The sequence below is a fragment of the Dactylosporangium sp. NPDC006015 genome (genome assembly GCF_040614215.1).
In the GTDB taxonomy this organism is placed as follows: domain Bacteria; phylum Actinomycetota; class Actinomycetes; order Mycobacteriales; family Micromonosporaceae; genus Dactylosporangium; species Dactylosporangium maewongense.
In genome coordinates this window covers 18539-42778 of record NZ_JBEXUD010000003.1, presented here as the reverse complement: position 1 = coordinate 42778, position 24240 = coordinate 18539, and the positions used below count along the sequence as shown (strand labels likewise).

Sequence of the window (24240 nt, the reverse complement as noted above, 5' to 3'; positions counted from 1 at the left end):
GTGAGCATGCGGGCTTATCCCGGGCTTACGCGGCGGGCGGGCACCATGGATCGCGTGCGGGTACTGGTGGTCGAGGACGAGCAGCTGCTGGCCGACGCGGTCGCCGAAGGGCTGCGCCGGGAGTCGTTCGCGGTCGACGTCGCCTACGACGGTGACGGCGCGCTGGAGCGGCTCGGGGTAAACGAGTACGACGTGCTGGTCCTGGACCGGGACCTGCCGTCGGTCGGCGGCGACGACGTCTGCCGGTGGGTGAGCGCCGAGCTGCCGGAGACCCGGATCCTGATGCTGACGGCCGCCTCCGCGGTCCTCGACCGGGTCGAGGGGCTGTCCCTCGGCGCCGACGACTACCTCGGCAAGCCGTTCGCGTTCGCCGAGCTGGTCGCGCGGGTCCGGGCGCTCGGCCGGCGGGCCAGGGCGGCGACCCCGCCGGTGCTGGAGCGCGGCGACCTGCGCCTGGACCCCAACCGGCGGGAGGTGTTCCGCGCCGGGCGTTACGTGGCGCTGACCCGCAAGGAGTTCGCGGTCCTGGAGGAGCTGCTGCGGGCCGGCGGCGCCGTGCTCAGCGCCGAGCAGCTCCTCGAACGCGCCTGGGACGAGCACATCGACCCGTTCACCAACGTGCTGCGGGTGACGGTGATGACGCTGCGCCGCAAGCTCGGCGACCCGCCGGTGATCGAGACCGTGGCCGGCGTCGGGTACCAGATCCGATGAACAGACTGGGGATCCGGACGCGGTTGACCGTCCTGTACGGCGTGCTCTTCCTCCTCGGCGGGACGATCCTGCTCGGCGTCACCTACTTCCTGGTGCGGGAGAACATCCACCAGCGCGGCGCCGGCACGGCCGCGGACCTGCCGGCCGAGATCAAGATCGGCAACGTGGCGGTCAACGAGTTCGTCCAGCAGCTGGCGGCGCGCCAGGCGCGGATCGAGCAGGACACCCTCGACGCGCTGATCACCCAGGGCTCGATCGCGCTGGGCGCGGTGACGGTGATCGGCGTCGGGTTCGGCTGGCTGATGGCGGAGCGGGCGCTGCGGCCGGTCGGGCGGATCACCGAGACGGCGCGCCGGGTCGCCGGCGGCAGCCTGCACGAGCGGATCGCGCTGCAGGGTCCGGCCGACGAGATCAAGGAGCTGGCGGACACGTTCGACTCGATGCTGGAGCGTCTCGACGGCGCGTTCGACGGGCAGCGCCGGTTCGTGGCCAGCGCCTCGCACGAGCTGCGCACGCCGCTGACCATCAACCGCACGCTGATCGAGGTCGCGCTGGGCCGGCCGTCGCCGCCGCCGGAGCTCGTGCACCTCGGGGAGACGCTGCTCGCGGTCAACGCGCGGCACGAGCGGCTGATCGACGGGCTGCTCACCCTGGTGGCCTCGGAGCAGGCGCTGACCGTGCACGAGACGGTGGACCTCGCGGAGATCGCGCGGCACGTCACGGCCGGTGTCGCCACCGACGTGTCGCCGGGCGCGGCGCCGACCGTCGGCGACCCCGTGCTGCTCGAGCGGGTGGTGCAGAACCTCGTCGACAACGCGCTCGCGTACAACGTGGAGGGCGGCGACGTGTGGGTGCGCACCCGCACGGCCGGCGCCTCGGCGGAGCTCGTCGTGGAGAACACCGGCCCGGTGATCCCGGCCTACGAGGTGCCGCGGCTGTTCGAGCCGTTCCGCCGGCTGCGCGGGCGCACCGGGTCGGCGCAGGGCACGGGGCTGGGCCTGTCGATCGTGCGCTCGGTCGCGGTCGCGCACGGCGGGCGGGTCGACGCGCGGCCCCGCGACGGCGGCGGGCTCATCGTCACGGTGACCCTGCCCACACACAAACTAACCGATCGGTCGGTCGTTTAGTTGGTACCGTCGGGGGCGTGCCCACCGTCGACGGCCGCCTGGCGCGCGGCGAACGAGCCCGCACCGCGACCCTCGACGTCGCGGTCGCGCTCGCGACCGAGTCCGGCCTCGACGGGCTGTCGTTCAGCCAGCTCGCGGAGCGGGCCGGGGTCAGCAAGTCGGGCCTGTTCGCGCACTGGTCGACGAAGGAGGAGCTGCAGCTCGCCGCCGTCGCCCACGCCTCGCAGCGCTTCACCGAGGTGGTCGTGCGGCCCGCGCTGCGGGCGCCGCGCGGCATCCGCCGGCTGTGGGCGCTGCAGGAGAGCCGGCTCGCCGACATGGCCAGCGGCGCCCTGCCCGGCGGCTGCTTCTTCACCAACGCGCAGTTCGAGTTCACGGTCCGGCCCGGCAGCGTCCGCGACGCGCTGAGCGCCGCCCTCGCCGACTGGCACACCCTGCTGGAGCGGCTGATCACCGAGGCGATCGAGCTCGGCGAGCTGCCCGCCGACGTCCACCCTCCGCGGCTCGCGTTCGAGCTCAACGCGCTGGGCACCGCGGCGGTCTACGAGTCGCGGCTGCTGCGGGCGGAGGAGATCTACACGTATGCGCGGACGGCCGCCCTGGAGCGGCTGCGCGCCCTGGCCCTGGTCCCGTATCTGGAGGCGCTGACATGACCACCACCGTCCTGCCCGGCCACGTCGCCCCGTTCGTCGTGCACTTCGACGACCTCGACGCGATGGGCATCGTGCACAACGCCCGCTACGCGGTGTTCCTGGAACGGGCCCTGTCGCAGTGGTGGGCCGAGCGCGGCCACTCCTACGCCGGCGGCCGGCCGACCACGCCGGACGTGATGCACGCCGTCGCGGAGTACTCGATCTCCTACAAGGCGCCCGTCCGCGGCACCGGCGAGATCGGCGTCCACTTCTGGATCGAGACGCTCGGCGAGACGAGCGCCGTCTACCGCTTCCGCATCCTGTCCGCCGACGGCCTGACCGTCCACGCGGAGGGCCGGCGCGTCAACGTGAAGCTCGACCCGCGCACGCTGCGCCCCGCGCCGTGGAGCGAGGACGCCCGCACCCACGCGAGCACTTTGCTCAGTTCCTGAAGGTCGTCGCCGCCGCGTCCGGTATCGATCGCCGGGACGGAAGGTGCCTTCACCATGCAGCGTCGGTCCGACATCCACGTGACCGTGCCGCGGGGGCGGCTCACCGGCCTGCTGGCGGACCTCGGCCTCAACGCGCGCAACGCCCTCGTCGTCGGCGTCGTCGCCCTGGCGGCGCTGGTCATCGGCACCGCGTCGCTGACCACGATGCTCGGCATGCGCAGCGACGTACGCACGATCAAGGCGCACCACGTGGACAGCCTCAGCACCTTCTCCGAGCTGCGCGGCGACATCGGCCTGCTCTACCGCACCGTGCTGGTCTACATCCTGACCAAGTCCGCACCGGCGCCGGACGCGCAGCGGCTCGCGGCGGCGCGGGAGGAGATCACCAAGGCCGACGCCCACACGGACCAGAACCTGGCCGAGTACCGGAGGGCCGCCGAGGCCTCACCGGCCCGCCTCGCCGCCGCCGACGAGCTCGAGAAGACCATCCTCGCCTACCGGCAGCTGCGCAACGCCGCGTTCCTGGGCGAGGGCGCGGCCGCCGCCGGCTCGCCCGTGCCGGCCGCCCAGCAGCAACAGCAGGCGGAGCGGATCGAGTCGGCGTTGCTTGCGGCGGTACAGAAGGTGCAGGACCTCGAGCTGTCCGAGGCGGAGGCGCGGTCGGCGCAGGTCGAGGCCCGGTTCTCCGATGCCCGCACCACGATGATCGTGGCCTACACCGTGGGCATCCTGCTCGCGCTGATCCTGGCCGTCTGGGCCGCACGGCTGACGAGACGCCAGCTGTCGAGCGTGTCGGCGGCCCTCGGTGCCGTCGCCGCGGGTGACCTGACGACGTCCGCGGAGGTGCGCGGGCGGGACGAGCTGGGCCAGATGGCCACCGCGGTCAACGCGGCCCGCACCGGGCTGCGCGACACCGTCTCCTCGCTGACCGCCGGCTCCCGGACGCTCGGCCAGAACACCTCCCGGCTGACGTCCGTCACCAAGCTCCTCGCCGGCAGCGCGTCGGCGGCGGCCCGGCAGGCGGGCCTGGTCGCGTCGTCCGCGGGCAGCGTCTCCACCAACACCCAGGCCGCCGCGGCCGGCGCCGACGAGATGGACGCCTCGATCCGCGAGATCGCCCGCAACGCCAACGAGGCCGTCACCGTCGCCGCCGAGGCGGTCAGCGTCGCGGCCACCACCACCAACACCGTGTCGCAGCTCGGCGCGTCGTCGGCGGAGATCGGCAACATCGTCGCGACGATCACCGCCATCGCGACGCAGACCAACCTGCTCGCCCTCAACGCGACGATCGAGGCGGCCCGCGCCGGCGCGGCAGGCAAGGGCTTCGCCGTGGTGGCCAGCGAGGTGAAGGACCTGGCGCAGGAGACCGCCCGCGCGACCGGCCAGATCTCCGAGCAGGTCAGCGCCATCCAGGTCGACACCGCCGAGGCCGTCGAGGCGATCAGCCGCATCAGCGAGATCATCGCGCGGATCAACGAGTATCAGCTGACGATCGCCGCGGCCGTCGAGCAGCAGAGCGCCACCACGAAGGAGATGAGCCGCAGCGTCGCCGACACCGCCGACTCCTCGACCGACATCGCCACCAACATCACCGGCGTGGCCGACGCGACCCAGCAGACCACGACCAACCTCGCCGAGGCCGACGCGGCCGTCGCCGACCTGACCCGCCTCAGCGACGAGCTCCAGCAACTGGCCGGCCGCTTCCGAACCTGACGCGGCGGCGCGCAGCGCTGCCGCAGGGGCGCCGGTGCCGCCGGTGCGTTGCCCGTGCATCGACGCCGCCTGTGCGTCAGGGCCGCCGGTGCATCGTGGGGCCCGGGTGTCACGGCCGCGGGTGCGTCGGCGTTGCCTTGGCGTCAGCGCTGCTGGTGGAAGAACGTCTGGAGCAGGGTCGCGGACTCTGCCGCCAGTACACCTGCCAACACCTCAGGACGGTGGGTCTGCCGGCGGTCGCGCAGGACGTCCCACAGGGAGCCCACGGCGCCGGTCTTGGGCTCCCACGCGCCGAAGACCACGGTGCCGACCCTGGCGAGCACGAGGGCGCCGGCGCACATCGTGCACGGCTCGACGGTGACCACCAGGGTGCAGTCCTCCAGCCGCCAGGCGCCGAGGCGCACGGCGGCGCGGCGCAGCGCCAGGAGCTCGGCGTGCGCGGTCGGGTCGCCGGTGGCCTCCCGCTCGTTGTGGGCGGCGCCGAGCTCCGTGCCGTCGGGGCCGAGGACGACCGCCCCGATCGGCACGTCGGCGCCGGCCGACGCGGCGACCGCCAGGGCCCGCCGCATCGCCGGCTCCCAGCGCTGGTGCAACGCCTCAGGCCTCGCGCAGCTCTTCGATCTCGTCGCCGGCACCGATCGCCTGGCAGATCTCCGCGGTCAGGTCGGCCGGGAGCATGCCCTCCTGAGCGCACAGCTCCAGCAGCCGCCCGCCGGGCAGCCCGAGGTCGGCGAGGAGCTCCGGATCGCCGACCGGCTCGATGTCGGGCTCGGCCGACGGCCGCTCCTCGTCATCCTCCTCGTCGGTGTCGGCCTCCTCGTCGACGATCTCCGGCAGCTGCTCCTCGATGTCGCCGAGGAGGATGGCGCCGAGGCGCGACTCGGCGGCGAAGATGGAGTCGGAGCCGAAGATCCGCAGATCCTCGCCGTCGTCGAGGCGCAGGATCACCAGATACGCGTCGTCGGACTCGACGAACAGCAGTGACACCGTCGCGTCCGGGTCGGTGTCGCGTAGGCGTTCGGTGACCTCCTCGACGTCGGCGACGCCACTGAGGTCGAGCTCGGCCGCGGCCCAGCTCTTGGAGCCGCGTGTGACAGCGGCAGCGAAGTGCGACACGGTCCCCCCGGTCGGTGTTCGTCGTTACCCGAGAACACTATTCGAGCAGATCGGCGGTTGGCGCAGGGCTAGTCGGCGAGTCGTCGGCGAGTCGCGATGAGCTCGCGGATCCGGTCGGCGCGGAGACGGCGTGGATGGAGCCGCTCGCGAAGCGCTTTCGCGTCCGCGAGCTCGACCAGCAGCGCGAGCCGCCGACGACGCCGCTCAGGATCGAGCCGCTGCAGCCTCAAAGCCATGTTGCTGAGAGTGATCCTCGCCGCAATCCACGTCAAGCCCGCGCGGGAAAGTCCTTGTGCCAGCTACCGAACGTGTTCGGCCGACGCTTTTCAGCGGTGCTCGCGCCTCACCACAGGACCCAGTCGCCGCCGGCGAGCCGGTATGCCACGACGATGCCGGCGATCGCCACGGCGATGCCGCTGGAGACCGCCACGCCCACGGCGACGCCCCGGTCGCCGAACCTCGCAAGGATGAACGACGCCACCCAGGCGAGCACCCCGGCGATGATCGTCAGCCAGATGTACCCGCGGGCGCCCGTGGCGAGCAGACCGAACAGCAGCATCCAGGCGGCCCCGGCGGCGGCGCCGGCGGTGACCATCGGGCTGCGGACCGGCAGCGGCTCACGGTACGTGGGCCGAAGCGGCCCCTGGGAGACCACGAACGGCGGCGGCCGCAGCACGCCCTGCCAGGCGCCATAGGACGCGGCGGGGGTGAGCGGGCGGGTGGCGCTCAGGCGTGGTGGGGGCCCGATGACGGGTGGCCCGCTGGCGCCCGGCCACGGCCGGCCTGCCGTGAGGCTCGGCGCCCCGTGCGGCGGCGGCGGGACGGGATGGGAGCTGCTGGGCAACCCCGGCATGACCGGCTTGGGCCCGCCGGGCAACCCCGGCGCGACCGGTTGAGGGCTGCCGGGCAGCCCCGGCGCGACCGGCTGGGGGTTGTTGGGCAACGCCGGTGCCGGGCTCGCGGGGCGCGACGCGTCCGGCGAACTCCACGGCGACTCGTTCACTGCCACGAAAAAGAGCTTAGCCCGGCCGTCCCAGAGGGACGACCGGGCTGCGCAGCGACCTACCGATGTCTGGTCCGAATTCCTAGCCGAACAGGGCGATCCGCTTCTGCGTCACGCCGCCGATGGTGGTGAACTCGCCGCCGGCGACGACCTGGCCGAGCGCCTGGTTGGCGGCCATGGCCCGCACCCCGGCGACGCCGTTGCCCTGCGGCGCCCAGTCGAGCAGCTTTCCGCGGTCGTCGATCGCGGCGAGTTTCACCCGCGACACTGACCCGTCGGTGCACGCGCCCTGCGAGCCGTTGCTGTTCGTGGTGCATGCCTTGTCGTAGTGCCCGCCGACGTACGCGACGCCGTCGAGCACCGTGACCGCCTGGACGTCGCCGTCGAAGACCCGGGTCCACCGGGCCTTGCCGGCGGTGGTGTAGGCGACCGCACGTCCGCCCTGCCCACCGATGCCCGCGTAGACGCCGTCCGGGCCGACCGCCACCGCCAGCACGATGGCCGACGGCCGCGGCATGAAGGTCTTGTCCAGCTTGCCGTCCACCGAGTCGACCGCGGTGAGCCGCAAGGCGTTGCTGACCCCGTTGGTCTTGTGGAAGGAGCCGCCGAGGTACACCCGGCTGCTCGTCACGGCGAGCGCCTCCACCTTGTCGTCGGTGGTCGGCGCCCAGTCCGCGTCGAGCGCGCCCGTCGCGAGGCTGAACGCGGCGAGGTTGGTCCGCTTCGCCGTGTCGATCGTGCTGAACTTGCCGCCGACATACAGGCGGCCGCTGCCCACCCCGAGGGTGACCGGAGAGCCGGACACCTCGTGGCTGAATGTGGTCACCGCGCCGGTGGTCGCGTCGAGCCCGGCGAGCGAGTCCCGCTTGACCCCCGCGACCTTCGAAAAGTCACCGGCCGCATACACAGAGTTACCGTCGACCGCGAGTGCCCGGACCGTGTTGTCGGCGACGGGGGCCCAGTCCAGCAGCGCGCCGGTGCGGGTGTTGATCGCCGCGAGCCGGCTCCGCGCGATGCTCTTGCCATTGACGATCGCCTTGCTGAACGATCCACCGACGTAGACGGTCCCGCCGTCGGAGGAGTAGGCCACGGCCCAGACGGTGCCGTCGAACGACGGCGACAGCAGCGGTGTCTTCTCGACCACCGCGGCGTGCGCCTGGCCGCCGCCGGAGAGCCCGTAGACCGCCGTGGCGGCGGCCGCCACGAGGGCGGTCCTCACGAATTGCCGGAAAAGTCGCATGTGAGCACGCTAACGGGTTGTAACCGCCCAAATAGGAATGAATCGGTTCCTTAAGGCTGTTCGGTGGTCGTCCCGAGCCGAACGGGTGATCGGCAGGTGTGCGAGAGTTCCGCAGTGCGTGATGCGACGTTGAACGTGGCGGTGATCGGGCTCGGACTGATCGGCGGATCGGTCCTGCGTGCCCTCGCGGCGCGTGGGCACCATGCCACCGGCTACGACGCCGATCCCGCCACCAGGGCGACCGCCCGCACCGCCGCGGCTCAGGCGCCCGCCGACGCCCGCTGGCACGTCACCGCCACGGTCGCCGACGCCGTCCGCGACGCCGATCTCGCGGTCGTCGCCGTGCCGCTCCCGGCCGTCGGGAGTGTCTTCGACGAGCTGGCGTCGCTGGCGTACGTCGGCGTCGTCACCGACGTCACCTCCGTCAAAGGCCCCGTCCGCGACCTCGCCCTCGACCGGCTCCGCACCGGCGGGCAGGCCCTCGCCACGTTCATCGGCGGGCACCCCATGGCCGGCCGCGAGACCTCCGGCTTCACCGCCGCGGACCCGCGCCTCTTCGACGGCTGCGCCTGGGTGCTGTGCCTTGAGGAGGACGGCGCCGGCCTGCGGGACTGGATCGAGCTCGCCGCGCTCATCACCGGGCTCGGTGCCCGGGTCGTCCCGGCCACCGCCGAGGAGCACGACCGCGCGGTCGCGACGATCTCCCACGTACCGCACCTGGTCGCCGCCGCCGTCGCCGCCCGGATCGCCGCCGACCCGCTGGCGGGCACGCTCGGCGCCGGTTCGTTCCGCGACGGCACCCGGGTCGCCGCCGCCCGCCCCGAGCTGACCGCGGCCATGTGCGGCGGCAACGCGGAGGCGGTTCTGGACGCCCTCGACGCGGTGCTCGCCGACCTGGCCGCCGCGCGGGCCGCCCTCGACGGCGCGGACCCGATCACGACCCTGGTGCCGTGGCTGACGCCCGGCCACGCGGCCCGGCAGGCGTGGCCGCCCACGCCGGGCGAGACCGCCGACCTCCCGGCCCGGGCCGACGTCCTGCTGCGGCTGGGACGGGTCGGCGGCTGGGTCTCCGCCGTCGCCGACGACGGCAAGACGGTGCGTGCCGTCCGTCCAGCTATGTGATTGTGCTCTCATTCGCCGTCGTTCTCTGGTACGCCTAGCTGTAACCGTCCGTACACAGCTGGTTGCGTGACAGCCACCCGTAGTACGTCAATCTGCGATATGGCTGGTTGAAGTCTGGCGATCTGTGAGGCACCTCATCCATACTGGTAGGGCGGATGGACGGCCAGAGTCTCCGGTGGGGGCCGGAATTGTGATCGACAGCCGACTCTGACTACGCGGGGTGATTCACATGCGGATGGGGACCCGCCGAATACCTCGCGGCACGGACGACCGCGATTGACTTGCCCGACAGGGAGGGGGAGCAATGTCAACGACGGTGTATTACCGAAGTACCGACCTGATGATCACTGAGGAGATCTTCGCCCTCTGGTCGCCGGAGCCGCAGGTGTACGTGCTGGACGAGGTGCAGGGGGTGCACGTCGTCCGCGGTTCGATTCACCCGGCCCGGATCGTTCTCATGGTGCTCGGAGGTCTTGCCGTCCTCGCGGTGCTCGTCGCCTGGCCGCTGATCGATTCGGCCGGCGAGTTTCTGTTCGCGTTCGCCGCGATCGTCGCGCCGCCGATGGTCGGCTCGACGTCGCGGGCGCTCACCCCCCGGACGCTGCACCTGGTGGGTCACCACCTGGGCGTGCCGGTCACGTTGTTCAGCTCCTCCGACATGCTCGTGTTCGGTCAGGTCAAGCGAGCCTTGATGCGCGCGTTCGAGGCCCGTTCCCGCAGCATGGACCGGCGCGATCTGGCCGGCTATGACGAGGCCTTCCGGAGACTCAACCAGACCCTCTAGTGGCCTGGGCGATCGTGCCGCCTGCGATTTGCAAAACGCAGGCGGCATGATCGTTGCCTTTTGGCCCCGGTTTGCACATGAATGAGGCATTCACACATGCCAAACTCATGCAAATCGATGAAATCTCGGTGGCGCCGCTCGTGACCGTCCGTATCCTGGAGGGCAGGTCCAAAGGGAGGAGGACCCTGTGGCCGACGGTGTGAACGGGCTGACCTGGCGGAAGAGCCGGTCCTGCGCAAGTGCCGCCTGCGTCGAGGTGGCGCGGGCCGAGGACCGCTTTCTGGTCCGCGATTCGAAGAATCCTGAAGGCCCTCGCCTGGGATTCGGCGCCGACGATTGGGCATCGTTCATCGGGGCGGTGCGTGAGGGGCGAATCGAATGAGCCGGTGAGGTTGGGCGCTGCGGCGTCTTGAACGTTCGTCGCACTCAACCTCACCATTCGTTATGTCAAACGGACGTCGTGAGCGCGCCGGTCTTGATGCCGGTGATGAAAGCGCCCCACTCCGCCCGGTCAAAGGTCAGCACCGAGCCTGCGGCATTCTTCGAATCGCGGACGAAGAATGAGCTCGAGTGTTCTGCGACCTCGACGCATGCCGAGCTGGCACACGCCTGGCTTCTGCGCCACACAAGTGGCGCCACAGTAGGTTGCACTATACTTCTTTCCTCTCGGAAAAGGAGTCGACACCTCAGGCTTGAGGTGCCCTATCCCGCAGGTTCGCGTCCTGGGGAGTTATGAATGGCGAGGAGTTCGTGGGCGCGACTCTCGATCATTTCCTTGCTGTGGGTCTCGTCATACGACGCGTGCCAGATCTTGTCCCATTGGACAAGATGCCGCTGCAGACTGACGGCGTCGTCGATGATTTCGTCCCGGGTGGCGTTTTCGCGATAGAGAACCGCATGGTCGAGATCTTCGGACCCGAGATAGAAAAGATCCCAGTTCCCGATGGCAATGTTGAAGACGGTGAATGGTGCGACGCGAATTGTCAGCCAGCCCTCGTTGATGACGTCGAGCACGGCGGACAACTGGCGGCCCAGCACTTCCGGAAGGCCGAGGGTCCGGCGAAGCACTGACTCGTCGAGCAGCAGATGGACGTTGGGTCGGCCTCTTCGCTGCTCAAGGACCTGTCGACGCTGGGTCCGCGTCTCGATGCGCGCCGCGATCTCGTCTTGTGTGAGGTCGTCGACGAAGAACTCAAGTAGAACACGCGCGAATTCCGGGGTCTGCAGGAACCCTGGAAAATACGCGGAGTAGAAGAGCCGCATGGAGCTGGCTTCGGCCTCGTAGCTGAACCACTGCTTCATCGCCGGCGTCAGCATTCCAGCGTAGCGCTTGTGGTCCCACCACTGCTGCCGCTGCTTTGATGCCTTGGCGGCCTGCACGAGCTCGTCGACGCGTGCTCTGTCGCGAATTCCGAGGTGGCTCAGCAGAGGGCGCAGGTCATTCTGCGAAATGGTGACCTCGCCGCTTTCGATGCGCATCACCTTGGACAGCGACCATTCCATGGCCTCGGCTACCTGCGACTGGGTGAGCCCCTTCGCCGTCCGCGCGTCCTTGATAGCCAAGCGGACGGCGCGGCGGGCCACGGCGGGAGTGTCACCCGGTGCCATGTCCAGCCCCTCCAAGGGACGTATGCCTACCAGCGACATTGCAGGTAGGGAGCCACTTCGTGACGCTACGCGCAGACGGTTGGGCGGATGTGGTGAATGCCAAAATACAGGCTATACCGCGCACCGACCTCTGGGGAGGTCGCCTGCGGGTGGCTCGCACCGTCCGCCGCCCCGGGGATGGTAACGACAGGCCATCCACCAGGTAGCGATATTGCAAGTTGCACTTCTGCATCATCTTGATGAACCCAAGATGCCGCGCGCGAGTCCGTTGGCTCGCGCGCGGTCATTTGGGGCCTAACTACGTGCTGCTTTGCTCTGCTCCAGGGCGCGGATGAGTGCGCGACGGACCTGTCCAAAGGTCCGCGAGTCGGTGGTGATGAAGAGCCGGACGTCGTTTGCCCCGTAACCCGCGCGAATCTCCAGCTGCGGGCGTAGTGAGGGCGATCCGTGCCGGACGATGTAGGCAGCTCTGAGGTCCCTGATCCGGAAGCGGACAGGGCGTGGGCGGAGCACCGAAAAATGGTCGCTTGTGACCAGGATGTCCGGACTCCGGTAGAAGGTGCGCATCTCCCTTTCCCTCTCGGTCTTGCGGAGGGGTGCAGGATGCGCAAGGATTGCTGTGGGTATCACCGCTGACCCTCCGCGTAGTCGTAGAGGTGGAAGCGATCACAAACAGCACCCGGTGGCCGCCGGGTGCTGTTGTGTTTTCTCGCCCCCTAGCCGGCTGGCCATGCACTCATGGTCGCATGTGGTGTCACAGGGCGCCAGGTCCCAACCAGCTATATGGCAGATTGAGCGTGAAGACTGCCTGTCGCGCGGGGGGCGGCGCGGTGTCGGCTCTTCGGGTGGTCCGCCGTTCGGGTGGGTCTTGTTCCGCCCTCGACCGTCCTCGGATGAGCCTGGGCGCCTCTCGGTGGGCTCCCGGGGTGACTCCGGGGTGAGTCCTGAACGCCTCCAGGGTGGGTCCTGAACGCCTCCGGTGTGGGTCCTGAACGACGAACGCCGGGCCGCCCTGGTGGGGCGTCCCGGCGTTTTGCCTGGTCAGACCGGCGGAGGATACGAGATTCGAACTCGTGAGGGTTTTATCCCAACACGCTTTCCAAGCGTGCGCCCTAGGCCTCTAGGCGAATCCTCCGTGCGCCAGGATACCCATGCCTCACGGGCTCCGCGCTACGGGGTATTGTGTTCCTCAAGCCACTCGTGCGGCGTCATCTTACGAACCTCCCCAGGGCCGGAAGGCAGCAAGGATAAGTGAGCTCTGACGGGTGCACGGGTGGCGCCTTCATGTCCGGGCCCCGGTCGGTCGCGGCGCAGCTTTTTGTCGGTGCCTGGGGGTACCGTGGTGCCGGCCCGATTGAGCGAGGCGAACGGAGGGACCGCTGGTGGCGCTCGCGCTCTACCGCAAGTACCGGCCTCGCACGTTCGCCGAGGTGATCGGGCAGGAGCACGTCACCGAGCCGCTGTCGCAGGCGCTGCGTTCGGGGCGGCTCAACCATGCCTACCTGTTCTCCGGCCCTCGTGGCTGCGGCAAGACCAGCAGCGCCCGCATCCTCGCCCGCTCGCTCAACTGTGAGAAGGGCCCGACGCCCGACCCGTGCGGCGAGTGCGACTCGTGCCGCGCGCTCGCGCCCGACGGCGCCGGCTCGATCGACGTCATCGAGATCGACGCCGCCAGCCACGGTGGTGTCGACGACGCGCGCGACCTGCGGGAGCGGGCCTTCTTCGCGCCGGTCTCCAGCAGGTTCAAGGTCTATGTCATCGACGAGGCCCACATGGTCTCGTCCGCCGGCTTCAACGCGCTGCTCAAGCTCGTCGAGGAGCCGCCGGAGTATGTGAAGTTCGTCTTCGCGACCACCGAGCCCGAGAAGGTGCTGGGGACGATCAAGTCCCGCACCCACCACTACCCCTTCCGGCTGATTCCGCCGGGGGTGCTCCGGCCCTATCTGGAGCAGCTGACCACGTCCGAGGGCGTCAAGGTGGAGCCCGCCGTCTTCCCGCTGGTGGTCCGCGCCGGCGCGGGCAGCGCCCGTGACTCGCTGTCGGTCCTCGACCAGCTGATCTCCGGCGCCGGCGCCGACGGCGTCACCTACCAGCGGGCCGTCTCGCTGCTCGGCGTCACCGATGTCGCCCTCATCGACGAGATGTGCGACTCGCTGGCCGCCGACGACGGCCGTGGCGCCTATGGCGTGATCGACCGGGTCGTCGAGGCCGGCCACGACCCGCGGCGCTTCGCCTCCGACCTCCTCGAGCGGCTCCGCGACCTCATCGTCCTGCAGCAGGTGCCCGACGCCGTGGCCAAGGGTCTGCTCGACGCGCCGCACGACCAGCTGGAGCGGATGGGCGCCCAGGCGACCCAGCTGGGGCAGGCGACGCTGTCGCGGTTCGCCGACATCGTCCACGACGGGCTGACCGAGATGCGCGGCACCACCGCCCCGCGGCTGCTGCTGGAGCTGATCACCGCCCGCATGCTGCTTCCCGGCGCCGACGACTCCAGCGGCGCGCTGCTGCAGCGGCTGGAGCGCATGGAGCGCCGCCTGCTCGCCGGCGGCGCCCCGGTGCCCGGTCCAACGGCGGCGCCCGCATACGCGCCCGCGCCCGTGCCCGCCCCAGGGCCTGGCCCTGCCTCCGCGGCCGGTTACGCACCTGCGGCGGGTGCTCCCGCTGGGTCCGGTCCTGCTTCCGCGGCCGGTCACGCTCCCGCTGCCGCGGAGGGTCACGCCTCCGCGGCCGATCACGGCTCCGCGCCGGCGGCCGGTCACGCGTCGGCGCCGGTTGCCCACGCTTCCGAGCAGGTCGCTGCCGGGGCCGCACAGCAGTCGGCGAGTGGTGGGGCTCCGGTCGCGTATGAGCCTGCGGCCCATCCGACCGCACCCCCGGCACCTCCCGCCGCGCCTCCTGTGCCGCCGCAGCCGGCCCCGCAGGGTGTCGGGGCGCTCGACGCGGGCGCGGTCCGGCGGGTGTGGACCGACGTGCTGTCCCTGGTGAGCGGGAAGTCGAAGAAGGCCGCCGCGATCGTCCGCGAGGCCACGGTGCAGGACGTCGAAGGCACCACGCTCGTGCTCGGGTTCAAGCACACCGCGCACGCCAACATGCTCAACGCCTCACCCGACGTCCTCATCGCCGCGCTGAGCGAGCTGCTCGGCGGCAGGTGGCAGGTCAGGTGCGAGGTCGGCGGCCAGCCCGGCGGCGGTGGCGGCGGCACCCGTCCCACCCCGCCCCGCCCGACGCCGTCCGGCCCCGGCGGCGCCCCTCCGGGTGGCCAGGCGCCCAGCGGCGCACCGGGACACGGCGGTCCGTCGGGCGGCGGTCCCGGCGGTGCGGCAGTCCCGCAGCAGGCCGCGGAGGCCTGGCCGACGCCCGCCCGCCCCGCGGGCGACCCGGTCCCCGTCGACGCGCACGCGGGTGGCCCCTCCGGGCACTCCGCTCCGGGTGGCCCGTCAGGCGGCTTCACTCCTGCGAGCGGTCCGTCAGGGGCGCTTGGCTCTCCGGGTGGTCCGTCCCAAGCGGGCGACGGCTGGCCCACTCCGGCGGCCGTGCCCGGCGCCGGCGGCTCTCACGGGACCCACGCCACGTCGACTGTCCAGGCTTCCCACGCAGGTCATGGGGGCGGCAACCCGGCCCAGGGTGGTTACGCGGGTCAGGCCGGCGGGGCGGCGCACGGTGGTGCGTCTGGTCCTCAGGGCGGTGGGCAGGCGGGTTGGCCGACGCCCGCGGTGCCTGGTGGGGCGGCGCAGCCGGACGGCTGGCCGGCGACGGCCGTGCCCGGTGGGGTGGTTCGCACACCGTCGGGTGGGGCGCTGGCAGATCCGCGCGGCCTGTCCGGAGGATCGGCGGGCGGCGACCAGATGCACGTCAGCGGCGGCGGCCAGGGCGGCGGTTGGCCCGCGATCGCCACGCCAGGTGGTGCGGCCCAGGGGGGTCAGGGGCAGGCGAGCGAGTGGCCCGCGACGGCCACGCCCGGGGGATCCGCGGCGGCTGGATCGGCGCAGGTGGCGACCAGGCAGCCCGGCGCCGGGCAGGCGGCGGGTGCGTCGCCGAACGGTGGTGGCCCGTCCGGGGCAGGTAGCGGTCAGGGAGCCAACGGCGCGCGCACCCAAGGGGGCGCCCGCCAGCAGAACGGCGCACGACCGCGGAGCGCCATCGAGCAGGCGCGCGAGGCGGCGAGCAGGGCGGCGAACGCACCACGGCGGGCGGCCGCGGCGCCGGTGGCCGAGTCGGCGTGGGAGGGTGCGGGGGCGGACGAGCCGCCGTACGACCCGGAGTACGACAGGCCGGTCGCCGATCCGCGGTTTCCCGGGCTGGACCCGGGGGATGAGCTGCTCGACGATGCGAGCTCCGTCCGCGAGTCGAGCGAAGAAGCCGCGTTACGGCTGCTCAGCGAGGCGCTCGGGGCGGAGAAGATCGGCGAGACCACGAGCTGAGCCGGAGGGCGGGGCTTCGAGTGAGACCGGCCGGCCCGCAGGACGACGCGACCGAGGGTCACCGGCCGGGTGGCAGGACAGGCACGGCGGCGGCGGCCCGGCAGGGCGGCACAGCGGCACGGTGCGGCGGCCGAGGGTCACCCGCCGGATGGCAGGACGGTGCGGCGGCCGAGAAACACCGGCCCAGCGGCACGGCAGGACGGTGCGGCGGCCGAGGTGTACCGGCCGGGCGTGCCAGGGTAAGACCAGCTGAGCATTGACCGAATATCGAAGAGGAGCAGATCGTGCGCCCCGGTGGACAGCCCAACCTGCAGCAGATGATGAAGCAGGCGCAGAAGATGCAGCAGCAGATGGTCGCCGCGCAGGCCGAGCTGGCCGAGGCCGAGCTGACCGGCACGGCCGGCGGCGGTCTCGTCACGGCGGTCGTGCGTGGGTCCGGGGAGGTCGTCAGCATCAAGATCGACCCGAAGGCGGTCGACCCGGAGGACGTGGAGACGCTCGAGGACCTCGTGGTCGCGGCGCTGCACAACGCCGCGCAGGCCGCGAAGGATCTGACGGAGCAGAAGATGGGACCGCTGACCGCGGGCCTCGGCGGGTTGGGTGGCGGCCTCGGGCTGCCCGGATTCTAACCGCCGCAGATGTACGAAGGTGCCATCCAGGACCTGATCGACGAGCTGGGCAGGCTGCCCGGCGTCGGTCCGAAGAGCGCGCAGCGGATCGCGTTTCACGTGCTGTCGTCCGACCCGTCGGACGTGAAGCGGCTCGCCCAGGCGCTGACGCGGGTGAAGGAGCTCGTGCGCTTCTGCACGCGCTGCTTCAACGTCGCGGAGTCGGACCTGTGCCGGATCTGCCGCGACCCGCGCCGCAGCGACGAGGTGTTCTGCGTCGTGGAAGAGCCGAAGGACGTCGTGGCGATCGAGCGCACCGGCGAGTTCAGGGGCAGGTATCACGTGCTCGGCGGGGCGATCAACCCGCTCGAGGGCGTGGGGCCGGACAACCTGAAGGTCCGCGAGCTGATGATGCGGCTCGCGGACGGCACCTGCAAGGAGCTGATCCTGGCGACCGACCCGAACACCGAGGGTGAGGCCACCGCGACCTACCTGGCGCTGCTGGTGAAGCCGATGGGTCTCACCGTGACCCGGCTCGCCAGCGGCCTGCCGGTCGGCGGCGACCTCGAGTACGCGGACGAGATCACGCTCGGCCGCGCGTTCGAGGGACGGCGGGCGGTCTAGCCCGGGCTAGCCTTCCGGGCGGTTCAGGATGCCGACGGCCACGGCGTGCACGGCGGCGAGGTCGGCGGGGTCGGCGAGGTGGGTCTTGGTGCCGGTCACCACGTACCACTCCTCGGCGTCCTTGTACTGGACACGGACGAGCGCGGCGCCGGTGGCGTCGACCTCGGAGCGCAGGGTCAGCTCGCCGGTGACCACGCCGACCTCGTCGGTCATGACCCCGCCGGGGCCCGCCATGATGTCGGTCGTCAGCGGCGCTGCCCCGCCACCCGCCTGAGCCGCAGCGGGTGCGGCGGCCGGGTCAGCGCCAGCCGGAGCGGCCCCAGCGGGAGCGGCTCCAGCAGCGGCGTCAGCCGGAGCGGCCGGGGTGGCCCCGGCCGCAGTGGCGTCGGCGGGAGGGGCCGCGGCCGGAGCGGCGCCTGCCGGAGCCGGAGCCGCCGTCGGGGTTGGGGCCGGAGTCGAAGCGGGTGCCGAAGCCGCCGTCGCGGGAGCCGCGGCCGGCGTCGGAGTGCCGGCCGGCGCCGCCGGGGTCGCGGCGGGGGCGGCCGGTGCCTGCGGAGTGCCCGGTGCCGCTCCCGGCACCGGTGCTGCGTCTGCCATCTCGGCCGCCCTTCAGTCGCGCGAAAACCCGGAAAAAGAACCCTACTTGCAGGTCGCGAGCATCTCCGTCAGCGCCGACTTCTCGGCGGCGGTGACGGTCAGCTTGTAGAAGCTCTTCACCGTTACCCAGTCTTGCGCATATGTGCACCAGTAGCCCTTGTTCGGCGGCTTCCACGTCGACGGGTCCTGGTCACCCTTGGAGCGGTTCGACTGGAGACTGACGGCGAACAGCTGCGGGCGCGTCAGGTCGTTGGCGAACTGCTTGCGCTGCTCATCGGTCCACTTGCTGGCACCCGAGCGCCAGCCGGCGGCCAGCGGCACCATGTGGTCGATGTCGAGGGCCTTCGCGTCGGTGAGAGTCTTGTCGTCGTACGGGCTGTACCAGGTCCCCGCCGTGATCTTGCACTCGGCGTCGGCCTTGACGCCCTTGCCGTCGCGCTTGAGCACGACGTCGCGGGTGTCGCAGCCGTCACCCTGGCCGATCCAGTGGGTGAACTTCTCGCGGCTGTACCCGGCCATCGACCCCGCGGCCGCGACGGTGAGCTGATCGAGCGCGGCCGTGGCGTTGGCCGGGTTGCCGGCCGGTGGCTTCGTCGCACCAGCGGTGCCACCGCTGCCGGTCGTTGACGTCGAGCTGGGCGCTGCCGCGCCCGGCGTGGAGGAGACCTCGCAGCTGGCGGCGCCGGTGAGCACCGTTGCTAGCGCGAGGGCGAGGAGGACGGCTTTGCCGTTGGAGGGGCGCACGCCCACCACTGTGCGGCATCGGCGCACGCCGCGCTCGCAGCGCCACGGTGCGATTCCCGACACGAACAGTCGCATATCCCCATGAAACGGGCGGGACCACAGAACGGGACCGGTGTCCCTGTCGCCCGGGACACCGGGTCCCGCAGGATCAGTGGCATGACGACGAGGACCTGGGCAGGACCCACATAGACGGAAAGGCCGGCCCATTGCGGGGGCCGGCCTTTCACCCTGAGCAACTCTGAGCAACCCGAGCAGCCTGAGCAGCCCAGAGCAACCCGAACGATCCCCGGAGGAACTCCGGGATGCGGCGGTGGATCAGCCGCGGTTCGCGGCGCTCAGCACGGCTCGCAACGATGCGGTCACGATGTTGGCGTCGATCCCGACACCCCAGAAGGTCTGCCCGTCGACGGAGCACTCGACGTACGCCGCGGCCTGTGCGCTCTCACCCGCGGTGAGGGCGTGCTCGGCGTAGTCCAGGACCCGCACGTCGACGCCGAAGTCGCCCAGCGCGTGCACGAACGCGTCGATCGGGCCGTTACCCGTGGCCGTGACCGACCGGACGGCGCCGTCGACCGAGACGTCGGCGGTGAGGGTGACCTTGCCGTCGACCGTCGCCGCCTCGTATCCCTGCAGCGCGAACCTCTTGTCGGAGAAGTACTCACCGGAGAAGAAGTCCCACATCGCCTGCGGGCTGACCTCGCCGCCCTCGTCGTCGGTGTGCCGCTGCACGACGCCGGAGAACTCGATCTGCAGCCGGCGCGGCAGGTCCAGGTGGTGCTCGGTCTTCATGACGTAGGCGACGCCGCCCTTGCCGGACTGCGAGTTGACTCGGATGACCGCCTCGTAGGAGCGGCCGACGTCCTTGGGGTCGATGGGCAGGTAGGGCACGCCCCACGTGAAGCGGTCGACCTCGACGCCCGCGGCCGCGGCGTCGCGGTGCAGCGCGTCGAAGCCCTTCTTGATCGCGTCCTGGTGGGAGCCGGAGAAGGCCGTGTAGACCAGGTCGCCGGCGTACGGGTGGCGCTCGTGCACGGGCAGCTGGTTGCAGTACTCGACGGTCCGCTTGATCTCGTCGATGTTCGAGAAGTCGATCTGCGGGTCGATGCCCTGGGAGAACAGGTTCAGCCCCAGGGTGACCAGGTCGACGTTGCCGGTGCGCTCACCGTTGCCGAAGAGGCAGCCCTCGACCCGGTCGGCGCCGGCCAGCAGGCCCAGCTCGGCGGCGGCGACGGCGGTGCCGCGGTCGTTGTGCGGGTGCAGCGACAGCACGACCGACTCGCGCCGCGGCAGGTTGCGCGACATCCACTCGATGGAGTCCGCGTAGACGTTGGGGGTCGCCATCTCCACCGTCGCCGGCAGGTTGACGATCAGCGGCCGGTCGGGGGTCGGCTGCAGCACGTCGATGACGGCGCTGCAGACCTCCAACGCGTAGTCCAGCTCGGTCCCGGTGTACGACTCCGGCGAGTACTCGTAGTAGATCTCAGTGTCGGGCGTGATCGCCTCGGCGTACTTCTGGCACAGCCGCGCCGCGCTCGTCGCGATGTCGGTGATCCCGGCCTTGTCCAGGCCGAACACGACCCGCCGCTGCAGCGTCGAGGTCGAGTTGTAGAAGTGCACGATCGCCCGCTTCGCGCCGCGCAGCGACTCGAACGTCCGCTCGATCAGCGTGTCGCGGCACTGGGTCAGGACCTGGATCGTGACGTCCTCGGGGATCAGGTCCTGCTCGATCAGCGTCCGCACGAAGTCGAAGTCGGTCTGCGACGCCGCCGGGAAACCTACCTCGATCTCCTTGTAGCCCATGCGGACCAGCAGCGCGAACATGCGGCGCTTGCGCTCCACGGACATCGGGTCGATCAGCGCCTGGTTGCCGTCGCGCAGGTCGACCGCGCACCAGCGGGGCGCCACGGTGACCTCACGGGAGGGCCACTGACGATCGGTCAGCGGGACCGGGAACTGTTCACTGAACGGCCGGTAGCGCTCGACGGGCATCCGGCTGCTGGTCTGATTGGCGATCTCGGACATGGCTCAATGCTCCTGGAAAGGTGGTCGGGACCAAGAAGGGTCGACCGGCAGGAGCGCAGACGCGACTCAACCCCGCGACGAGGTGCCGGCCTGTCGGGCCTCGTCGCGGCGACGAAGAAGGAGAACCGTCTGCCACATGTCGAGCGCCAGCGTATCACTCAACGGGAGCGCGAGATCGACGGTGCGGCCGATGGTGACGAAGACGACGGCTTCGGCGGGGGCGGCGCCGACGTGCCCAGCGGAGGGACCGTGACGACCGGTCCGGGCAGGGTGATCGTGTCGGGGGCCGGCGCGGGCTCCCCGGTCAGCATGAGCTGGCCGAGCGGGATCCTGGCGGCCGCGAGGATGCCCTTGTCGTTGTAACAGAACACCCCGGCGTCGATCGGCGGCTGTACGGCGGTGACGCCCGGCTCGACGGCGAAGCACGGCGCCGACGTGCCGGCCAGCGGCTCGGCCGGCGACACCGCGAGCGGGACCTGCCGGTCCAGGAGCACGTCCAGCCAGGCGATGAAGACGTACTGCAGCCTCGGGTCGATCGAGACGGGCAGCTTCTTGTTGGTGGCGCCGACCCTCACGCAGCCGGTCGGGGGGTTGATCGCGCACTGGTAGACGCCCTCGGGCCGGTTGGCGATCGCGACGTCCGCCGTCCCGCCGAGCGCGCCACCCTGGATGTCGACCCGCCAGGTGCGGTCCTTGGCGACCGTGACCAGCACCGACCGGGGCGCCTTGCCCTGCACGACGAGGGTGTACGCGGCGACGTACCGCTGGTCCTTGGCGACCGCGACCCGGGCGGCGAGCATGCCGCGGGGGTCCGGCTGCGCGGGCACCCCGGTCGCCGGATCCGACGGCGCATCGACCGGCGCGCCGCCGCCGCAGGCGGTCAGCAGCAGCCCGGTGACCGCGGCGAGCGCCGTGCCGGTGGTCACAGTGATCGCGGATACCCGGCCTCTACGTGCGCGCACGTGCGTATTCTCGCCTGTCGTGCGGCCGGATCGTGGGAACGCCACTCCCGGGGGATACCCGGCGCCGGTACGCTCGGCTGCGTCAACATCGCCCGTACGGGTGGAAAGGAGCTCGACGGCGTGGCGCTGATCGTGCAGAAGTATGGCGGGTCGTCCGTCGCCAACGCCGAGCGCATCAAGCGCGTCGCCGAGCGGATCGTCGACACGCGGAAAGCCGGCAACGAGGTCGTCGTGGTCGTCTCGGCCATGGGCGACACGACCGACGAGCTGCTCGACCTCGCGTCGCAGGTCAGCCCGGTCCCCGCCGGGCGGGAGCTGGACATGCTGCTCACCGCCGGTGAGCGGATCTCCATGGCGCTGCTCGCGATGGCCATCAACAACCTCGGATACGAGGCAAGGTCGTACACCGGCAGCCAGGCGGGCGTGATCACCACGTCGACGCACGGCCGGGCCCGCATCATCGACGTGACGCCGGGTCGCCTCCGCGGCGCGCTCGACGAGGGTGCGATCGCCATCGTCGCCGGGTTCCAGGGTGTGTCGCAGGACACCAAGGACATCACCACGCTCGGTCGGGGCGGCTCGGACACCACCGCCGTCGCGCTCGCCGCGGCGCTGCGCTCGGACGTGTGCGAGATCTACACCGACGTCGACGGGATCTTCACCGCCGACCCGCGGGTGGCGAAGAACGCAAGACACATCAAGCAGATCACGTACGAGGAGATGCTCGAGCTGGCCGCCTGCGGCGCGAAGGTGCTGCACCTGCGCAGCGTCGAATACGCGCGGCGGTTCAACCTGCCGATCCACGTCCGCTCGTCATACTCGACCGCCAACGGCACCATGGTCACCGGATCGATAGAGGACCTTTCTGTGGAGCAAGCACTCATCACCGGCGTCGCGCACGACCGCAGCGAAGCGAAGATCACCATCGTCGGCGTGCCCGACCAGCCCGGTGTCGCCGCGCGGATCTTCCAGACGGTCGCCGCCGCGGAGACCAACATCGACATGATCGTGCAGAACGTGTCGACCGAGGGCACCGGCCGCACCGACATCTCCTTCACGCTGCCGAAGACCGACGGCGCCACCGCCAAGGCCGCGCTCGAGCGCGTCAAGGCGACCGTCGACTTCCGCGAGATCCTGTTCGACGACCACGTCGGCAAGGTCTCCCTCATCGGCGCCGGCATGCGCTCCAACCCGGGCGTCGCCGCCAAGCTCTTCGCCGCCCTCGCCGAGGCCGGCGTCAACATCGAGATGATCTCCACCTCGGAGATCCGGGTGTCCGTCGTCTGCCGCGACACCGACCTCGACGTGGCCGTCCGTGCCATTCACGACGCCTTCGAGCTGGGCGGGTCCGAGGAAGCCGTGGTTTATGCGGGGACCGGACGGTAGGTTCGCTCTTTATGGGCGCGCTACCAACGCTGGCCGTCGTCGGTGCGACCGGCGCCGTCGGCACCGTCATGTGTGAGCTGCTCTCCTCCCGCAAGAACATGTGGGGGGAGATCCGCCTCGTCGCCTCCAAACGCTCCGCCGGCCGCACCCTGGTCGTGCGGGGCGAGGAGGTCGTCGTCCAGGAGCTGTCCGGCGACGTCTTCGCCGGCGTCGACGTGGCGATGTTCGACGTCCCCGACGAGGTCTCCGCCGAGTGGGCCCCGGTCGCGGTCTCCTACGGCGCGATCGCGGTCGACAACTCCGGTGCGTTCCGCATGGATCCGGACGTCCCGCTGGTCGTACCGGAGATCAACCCCGAACAGTCCCGCAACCGCCCCAAGGGCATCATCGCCAACGCCAACTGCACCACCCTCGCGATGATCGTGGCGCTCGCCCCCCTGCACCGCGAATACGGGCTCAAGGAGCTGGTCCTGGCGTCCTACCAGGCGGTCTCCGGCGCCGGCAAGGACGGCGTCGACACCCTGCTCAGCCAGCTCGAACGCGTCAGCGGCGACCGCAGCCTAGGCTCCCGCTCCGGCAACGTCCGCCAGGCCGTCGGCGACGACCTGGGCCCCTTCCCGGCCCCGCTCGCGCTCAACGTCGTCCCGTGGACCGGCTCCCTCCGCGACGCCGGCTGGTCGTCCGAAGAGCTCAAGATGCGCAACGAGTCCCGCAAGATCCTCGGCCTGCCCGACCTGAAAGTCTCCGCCACCTGCGTCCGCGTCCCCGTCGTCACCGGCCACTCCGTCGCCATCCACGCCGTCTTCGGCGTCGAGGTGGACGCCGAAGGCGCCCGCGAGGTCCTCCGCCACGCCCCCGGCGTGATCCTCGTGGACGACCCCGCCGCCGGCGAGTTCCCCATGCCGATCGACGCCGTGGGCACCGACCCGTCCTGGGTCGGCCGCATCCGCCGCTCGATCGACGACCCGCGCGCCCTGGACCTCTTCGTCACCGGCGACAACCTCCGCAAGGGCGCCGCCCTCAACACTGCCCAGATCGCCGAGCTCCTCTCCAAAGAGCTCCAGGCGCTGTAATGCTGTAAAGCTGTAATGCTGTAATTCCCCCACCGCTGCCGCGGCGGGGCCCGGCGGGGATTCTCACCCGCACCCCCATGCGCCGCTTCGCGACGCACTGCCCGCGCTGAGGCGCGAGGCAGGCCAAGCGGCGCATGCGCGCCGCATCAGGTGGTCGCCCTCCGCAGTGGCTGGGTGGGTGCTCCTCATGACTCCGTGTGGCTCTGATGGCTGGTCCGACCTGGTTCGGCCGGTTCGACCTGGTCGGGCCAGACCGGCCTGGTCCGGGATCGAGTCGGCTGTCAAGGCCCTAGCC

At 71.1% G+C, this 24240-nt stretch carries 23 protein-coding genes, 1 tRNA gene, 1 other RNA gene and 1 pseudogene; 14 read left to right on the top strand and 12 right to left on the bottom strand.

Translation table 11 applies throughout. The features are described from left to right. Positions 1-54: 54 nt before the first annotated feature. The 5 genes from ABZ321_RS06430 to ABZ321_RS06410 are packed head-to-tail and all read left to right on the top strand — an operon-like array spanning position 55 to position 4635. On the top strand, positions 55-711 hold the full coding sequence (locus ABZ321_RS06430) for a response regulator transcription factor (protein WP_344501294.1): 657 nt from the start codon (positions 55-57) through the stop codon (positions 709-711). Continuing rightward, positions 708-1838: an ATP-binding protein gene (locus ABZ321_RS06425; protein ID WP_344501295.1), complete on the top strand. Its 1131-nt coding sequence runs from the start codon at positions 708-710 to the stop codon at positions 1836-1838. Before ABZ321_RS06430 ends, ABZ321_RS06425 begins: the two co-directional genes overlap by 4 nt. A 17-nt stretch (positions 1839-1855) precedes the next feature. Then, a complete protein-coding gene (locus ABZ321_RS06420) occupies positions 1856-2491 on the top strand; it encodes a TetR family transcriptional regulator (RefSeq protein ID WP_354889760.1) in 636 nt (211 codons plus the stop codon). Next, positions 2488-2922 (top strand): thioesterase family protein, encoded by a 435-nt coding sequence (locus tag ABZ321_RS06415; protein ID WP_344501297.1) that lies wholly within the window; start codon positions 2488-2490, stop codon positions 2920-2922. Before ABZ321_RS06420 ends, ABZ321_RS06415 begins: the two co-directional genes overlap by 4 nt. Positions 2923-2976: 54 nt before the next feature. Further along, on the top strand, positions 2977-4635 hold the full coding sequence (locus ABZ321_RS06410) for a methyl-accepting chemotaxis protein (RefSeq protein WP_354889757.1): 1659 nt from the start codon (positions 2977-2979) through the stop codon (positions 4633-4635). Between the two features lie 143 nt (positions 4636-4778). Here the strand turns inward: ABZ321_RS06410 and ABZ321_RS06405 are convergent, their stop codons facing one another. The 5 genes from ABZ321_RS06405 to ABZ321_RS06385 form a co-directional block, all read right to left on the bottom strand. Next, positions 4779-5204 carry a nucleoside deaminase gene (locus tag ABZ321_RS06405; RefSeq protein ID WP_354889755.1) on the bottom strand — a complete coding sequence of 142 codons (426 nt, stop codon included), beginning with the start codon at positions 5202-5204 and terminating at the stop codon, positions 4779-4781. Between the two features lie 28 nt (positions 5205-5232). Beyond that, a complete protein-coding gene (locus ABZ321_RS06400) occupies positions 5233-5751 on the bottom strand; it encodes a tRNA adenosine deaminase-associated protein (protein ID WP_344501300.1) in 519 nt (172 codons plus the stop codon). 68 nt (positions 5752-5819) lie between these two features. Further along, positions 5820-5987, bottom strand: a complete 168-nt coding sequence (locus ABZ321_RS06395; RefSeq protein ID WP_344501301.1) for a hypothetical protein — start codon at positions 5985-5987, stop codon at positions 5820-5822. A 107-nt stretch (positions 5988-6094) separates the two neighbouring features. Next, positions 6095-6760, bottom strand: a complete 666-nt coding sequence (locus tag ABZ321_RS06390) for a hypothetical protein (RefSeq protein WP_354889753.1) — start codon at positions 6758-6760, stop codon at positions 6095-6097. A gap of 76 nt (positions 6761-6836) precedes the next feature. Next, positions 6837-7994, bottom strand: a complete 1158-nt coding sequence (locus tag ABZ321_RS06385) for a hypothetical protein (protein ID WP_344501303.1) — start codon at positions 7992-7994, stop codon at positions 6837-6839. Between the two features lie 114 nt (positions 7995-8108). Between ABZ321_RS06385 and ABZ321_RS06380 the strand changes: the two genes are divergently transcribed. The 3 genes from ABZ321_RS06380 to ABZ321_RS06370 all read left to right on the top strand — a co-directional run bounded on the left by ABZ321_RS06380 (position 8109) and on the right by ABZ321_RS06370 (position 10282). Beyond that, the gene (locus tag ABZ321_RS06380; protein WP_344501304.1) at positions 8109-9116 is read left to right on the top strand and encodes a prephenate dehydrogenase/arogenate dehydrogenase family protein; all 1008 of its coding nucleotides are present in this window, start codon (positions 8109-8111) and stop codon (positions 9114-9116) included. Positions 9117-9420: 304 nt separating this feature from the next. Continuing rightward, a complete protein-coding gene (locus ABZ321_RS06375) occupies positions 9421-9900 on the top strand; it encodes a DUF6232 family protein (RefSeq protein ID WP_354889750.1) in 480 nt (159 codons plus the stop codon). 187 nt (positions 9901-10087) lie between these two features. Continuing rightward, positions 10088-10282: a DUF397 domain-containing protein gene (locus tag ABZ321_RS06370; RefSeq protein WP_344501306.1), complete on the top strand. Its 195-nt coding sequence runs from the start codon at positions 10088-10090 to the stop codon at positions 10280-10282. 65 nt (positions 10283-10347) lie between these two features. Here the strand turns inward: ABZ321_RS06370 and ABZ321_RS06365 are convergent, their stop codons facing one another. The 3 genes from ABZ321_RS06365 to ABZ321_RS06355 form a co-directional block, all read right to left on the bottom strand. Beyond that, on the bottom strand, positions 10348-10527 hold the full coding sequence (locus ABZ321_RS06365) for a DUF397 domain-containing protein (protein WP_354890204.1): 180 nt from the start codon (positions 10525-10527) through the stop codon (positions 10348-10350). Positions 10528-10602: 75 nt separating this feature from the next. Continuing rightward, positions 10603-11508: a helix-turn-helix transcriptional regulator gene (locus ABZ321_RS06360; protein ID WP_354889747.1), complete on the bottom strand. Its 906-nt coding sequence runs from the start codon at positions 11506-11508 to the stop codon at positions 10603-10605. Between the two features lie 1050 nt (positions 11509-12558). Further along, positions 12559-12643 (bottom strand) — tRNA-Ser (locus tag ABZ321_RS06355). A 55-nt stretch (positions 12644-12698) separates the two neighbouring features. Between ABZ321_RS06355 and ffs the strand changes: the two genes are divergently transcribed. From ffs to recR, 4 genes are all read left to right on the top strand, one after another. Continuing rightward, positions 12699-12792, top strand: an RNA gene (gene ffs, locus ABZ321_RS06350) — signal recognition particle sRNA small type. A 98-nt stretch (positions 12793-12890) separates the two neighbouring features. Beyond that, positions 12891-15929, top strand: coding sequence for a DNA polymerase III subunit gamma and tau (locus tag ABZ321_RS06345; protein ID WP_354889745.1), 3039 nt, complete (start codon positions 12891-12893; stop codon positions 15927-15929). A 308-nt stretch (positions 15930-16237) separates the two neighbouring features. Next, positions 16238-16558 (top strand): YbaB/EbfC family nucleoid-associated protein, encoded by a 321-nt coding sequence (locus ABZ321_RS06340; RefSeq protein WP_344501458.1) that lies wholly within the window; start codon positions 16238-16240, stop codon positions 16556-16558. A gap of 9 nt (positions 16559-16567) precedes the next feature. Continuing rightward, positions 16568-17161 (top strand): recombination mediator RecR, encoded by a 594-nt coding sequence (recR, locus tag ABZ321_RS06335; RefSeq protein ID WP_344501310.1) that lies wholly within the window; start codon positions 16568-16570, stop codon positions 17159-17161. 6 nt (positions 17162-17167) lie between these two features. Here the strand turns inward: recR and ABZ321_RS06330 are convergent. The 4 genes and pseudogenes from ABZ321_RS06330 to ABZ321_RS06315 form a co-directional block, all read right to left on the bottom strand. Continuing rightward, a pseudogene (locus ABZ321_RS06330) lies at positions 17168-17407 on the bottom strand (hypothetical protein); the annotation flags it as partial. A gap of 393 nt (positions 17408-17800) precedes the next feature. Next, the gene (locus ABZ321_RS06325) at positions 17801-18502 is read right to left on the bottom strand and encodes an HNH endonuclease family protein (protein ID WP_354889743.1); all 702 of its coding nucleotides are present in this window, start codon (positions 18500-18502) and stop codon (positions 17801-17803) included. A 315-nt stretch (positions 18503-18817) separates the two neighbouring features. Beyond that, on the bottom strand, positions 18818-20524 hold the full coding sequence (leuA, locus tag ABZ321_RS06320; protein WP_354889741.1) for a 2-isopropylmalate synthase: 1707 nt from the start codon (positions 20522-20524) through the stop codon (positions 18818-18820). A gap of 158 nt (positions 20525-20682) precedes the next feature. Next, a complete protein-coding gene (locus ABZ321_RS06315; RefSeq protein ID WP_344501313.1) occupies positions 20683-21486 on the bottom strand; it encodes a hypothetical protein in 804 nt (267 codons plus the stop codon). 120 nt (positions 21487-21606) lie between these two features. On the opposite strand from ABZ321_RS06315, the gene ABZ321_RS06310 reads away from it, so the two are divergent. After that, a complete protein-coding gene (locus ABZ321_RS06310; RefSeq protein WP_344501314.1) occupies positions 21607-22872 on the top strand; it encodes an aspartate kinase in 1266 nt (421 codons plus the stop codon). 11 nt (positions 22873-22883) lie between these two features. After that, complete coding sequence (locus ABZ321_RS06305; RefSeq protein WP_354889738.1) at positions 22884-23945, top strand: aspartate-semialdehyde dehydrogenase; 1062 nt, start codon at positions 22884-22886, stop codon at positions 23943-23945. Positions 23946-24240: the final 295 nt, after the last annotated feature.

Bases quoted from the DNA above. Each gene is read 5' to 3' on its own strand.
- ABZ321_RS06425 (WP_344501295.1), top strand. From the start codon at position 708: ATGAACAGACTGGGGATCCGGACGCGGTTGACCGTCCTGTACGGCGTG.
- ABZ321_RS06415 (WP_344501297.1), top strand. From the start codon at position 2,488: ATGACCACCACCGTCCTGCCCGGCCACGTCGCCCCGTTCGTCGTGCAC.
- ABZ321_RS06410 (WP_354889757.1), top strand. From the start codon at position 2,977: ATGCAGCGTCGGTCCGACATCCACGTGACCGTGCCGCGGGGGCGGCTC.
- ABZ321_RS06405 (WP_354889755.1), bottom strand. From the start codon at position 5,204: ATGCGGCGGGCCCTGGCGGTCGCCGCGTCGGCCGGCGCCGACGTGCCG.
- ABZ321_RS06395 (WP_344501301.1), bottom strand. From the start codon at position 5,987: ATGGCTTTGAGGCTGCAGCGGCTCGATCCTGAGCGGCGTCGTCGGCGG.
- ABZ321_RS06385 (WP_344501303.1), bottom strand. From the start codon at position 7,994: ATGCGACTTTTCCGGCAATTCGTGAGGACCGCCCTCGTGGCGGCCGCC.
- ABZ321_RS06375 (WP_354889750.1), top strand. From the start codon at position 9,421: ATGTCAACGACGGTGTATTACCGAAGTACCGACCTGATGATCACTGAG.
- ABZ321_RS06360 (WP_354889747.1), bottom strand. From the start codon at position 11,508: ATGGCACCGGGTGACACTCCCGCCGTGGCCCGCCGCGCCGTCCGCTTG.
- recR (WP_344501310.1), top strand. From the start codon at position 16,568: ATGTACGAAGGTGCCATCCAGGACCTGATCGACGAGCTGGGCAGGCTG.
- leuA (WP_354889741.1), bottom strand. From the start codon at position 20,524: ATGTCCGAGATCGCCAATCAGACCAGCAGCCGGATGCCCGTCGAGCGC.
- ABZ321_RS06305 (WP_354889738.1), top strand. From the start codon at position 22,884: ATGGGCGCGCTACCAACGCTGGCCGTCGTCGGTGCGACCGGCGCCGTC.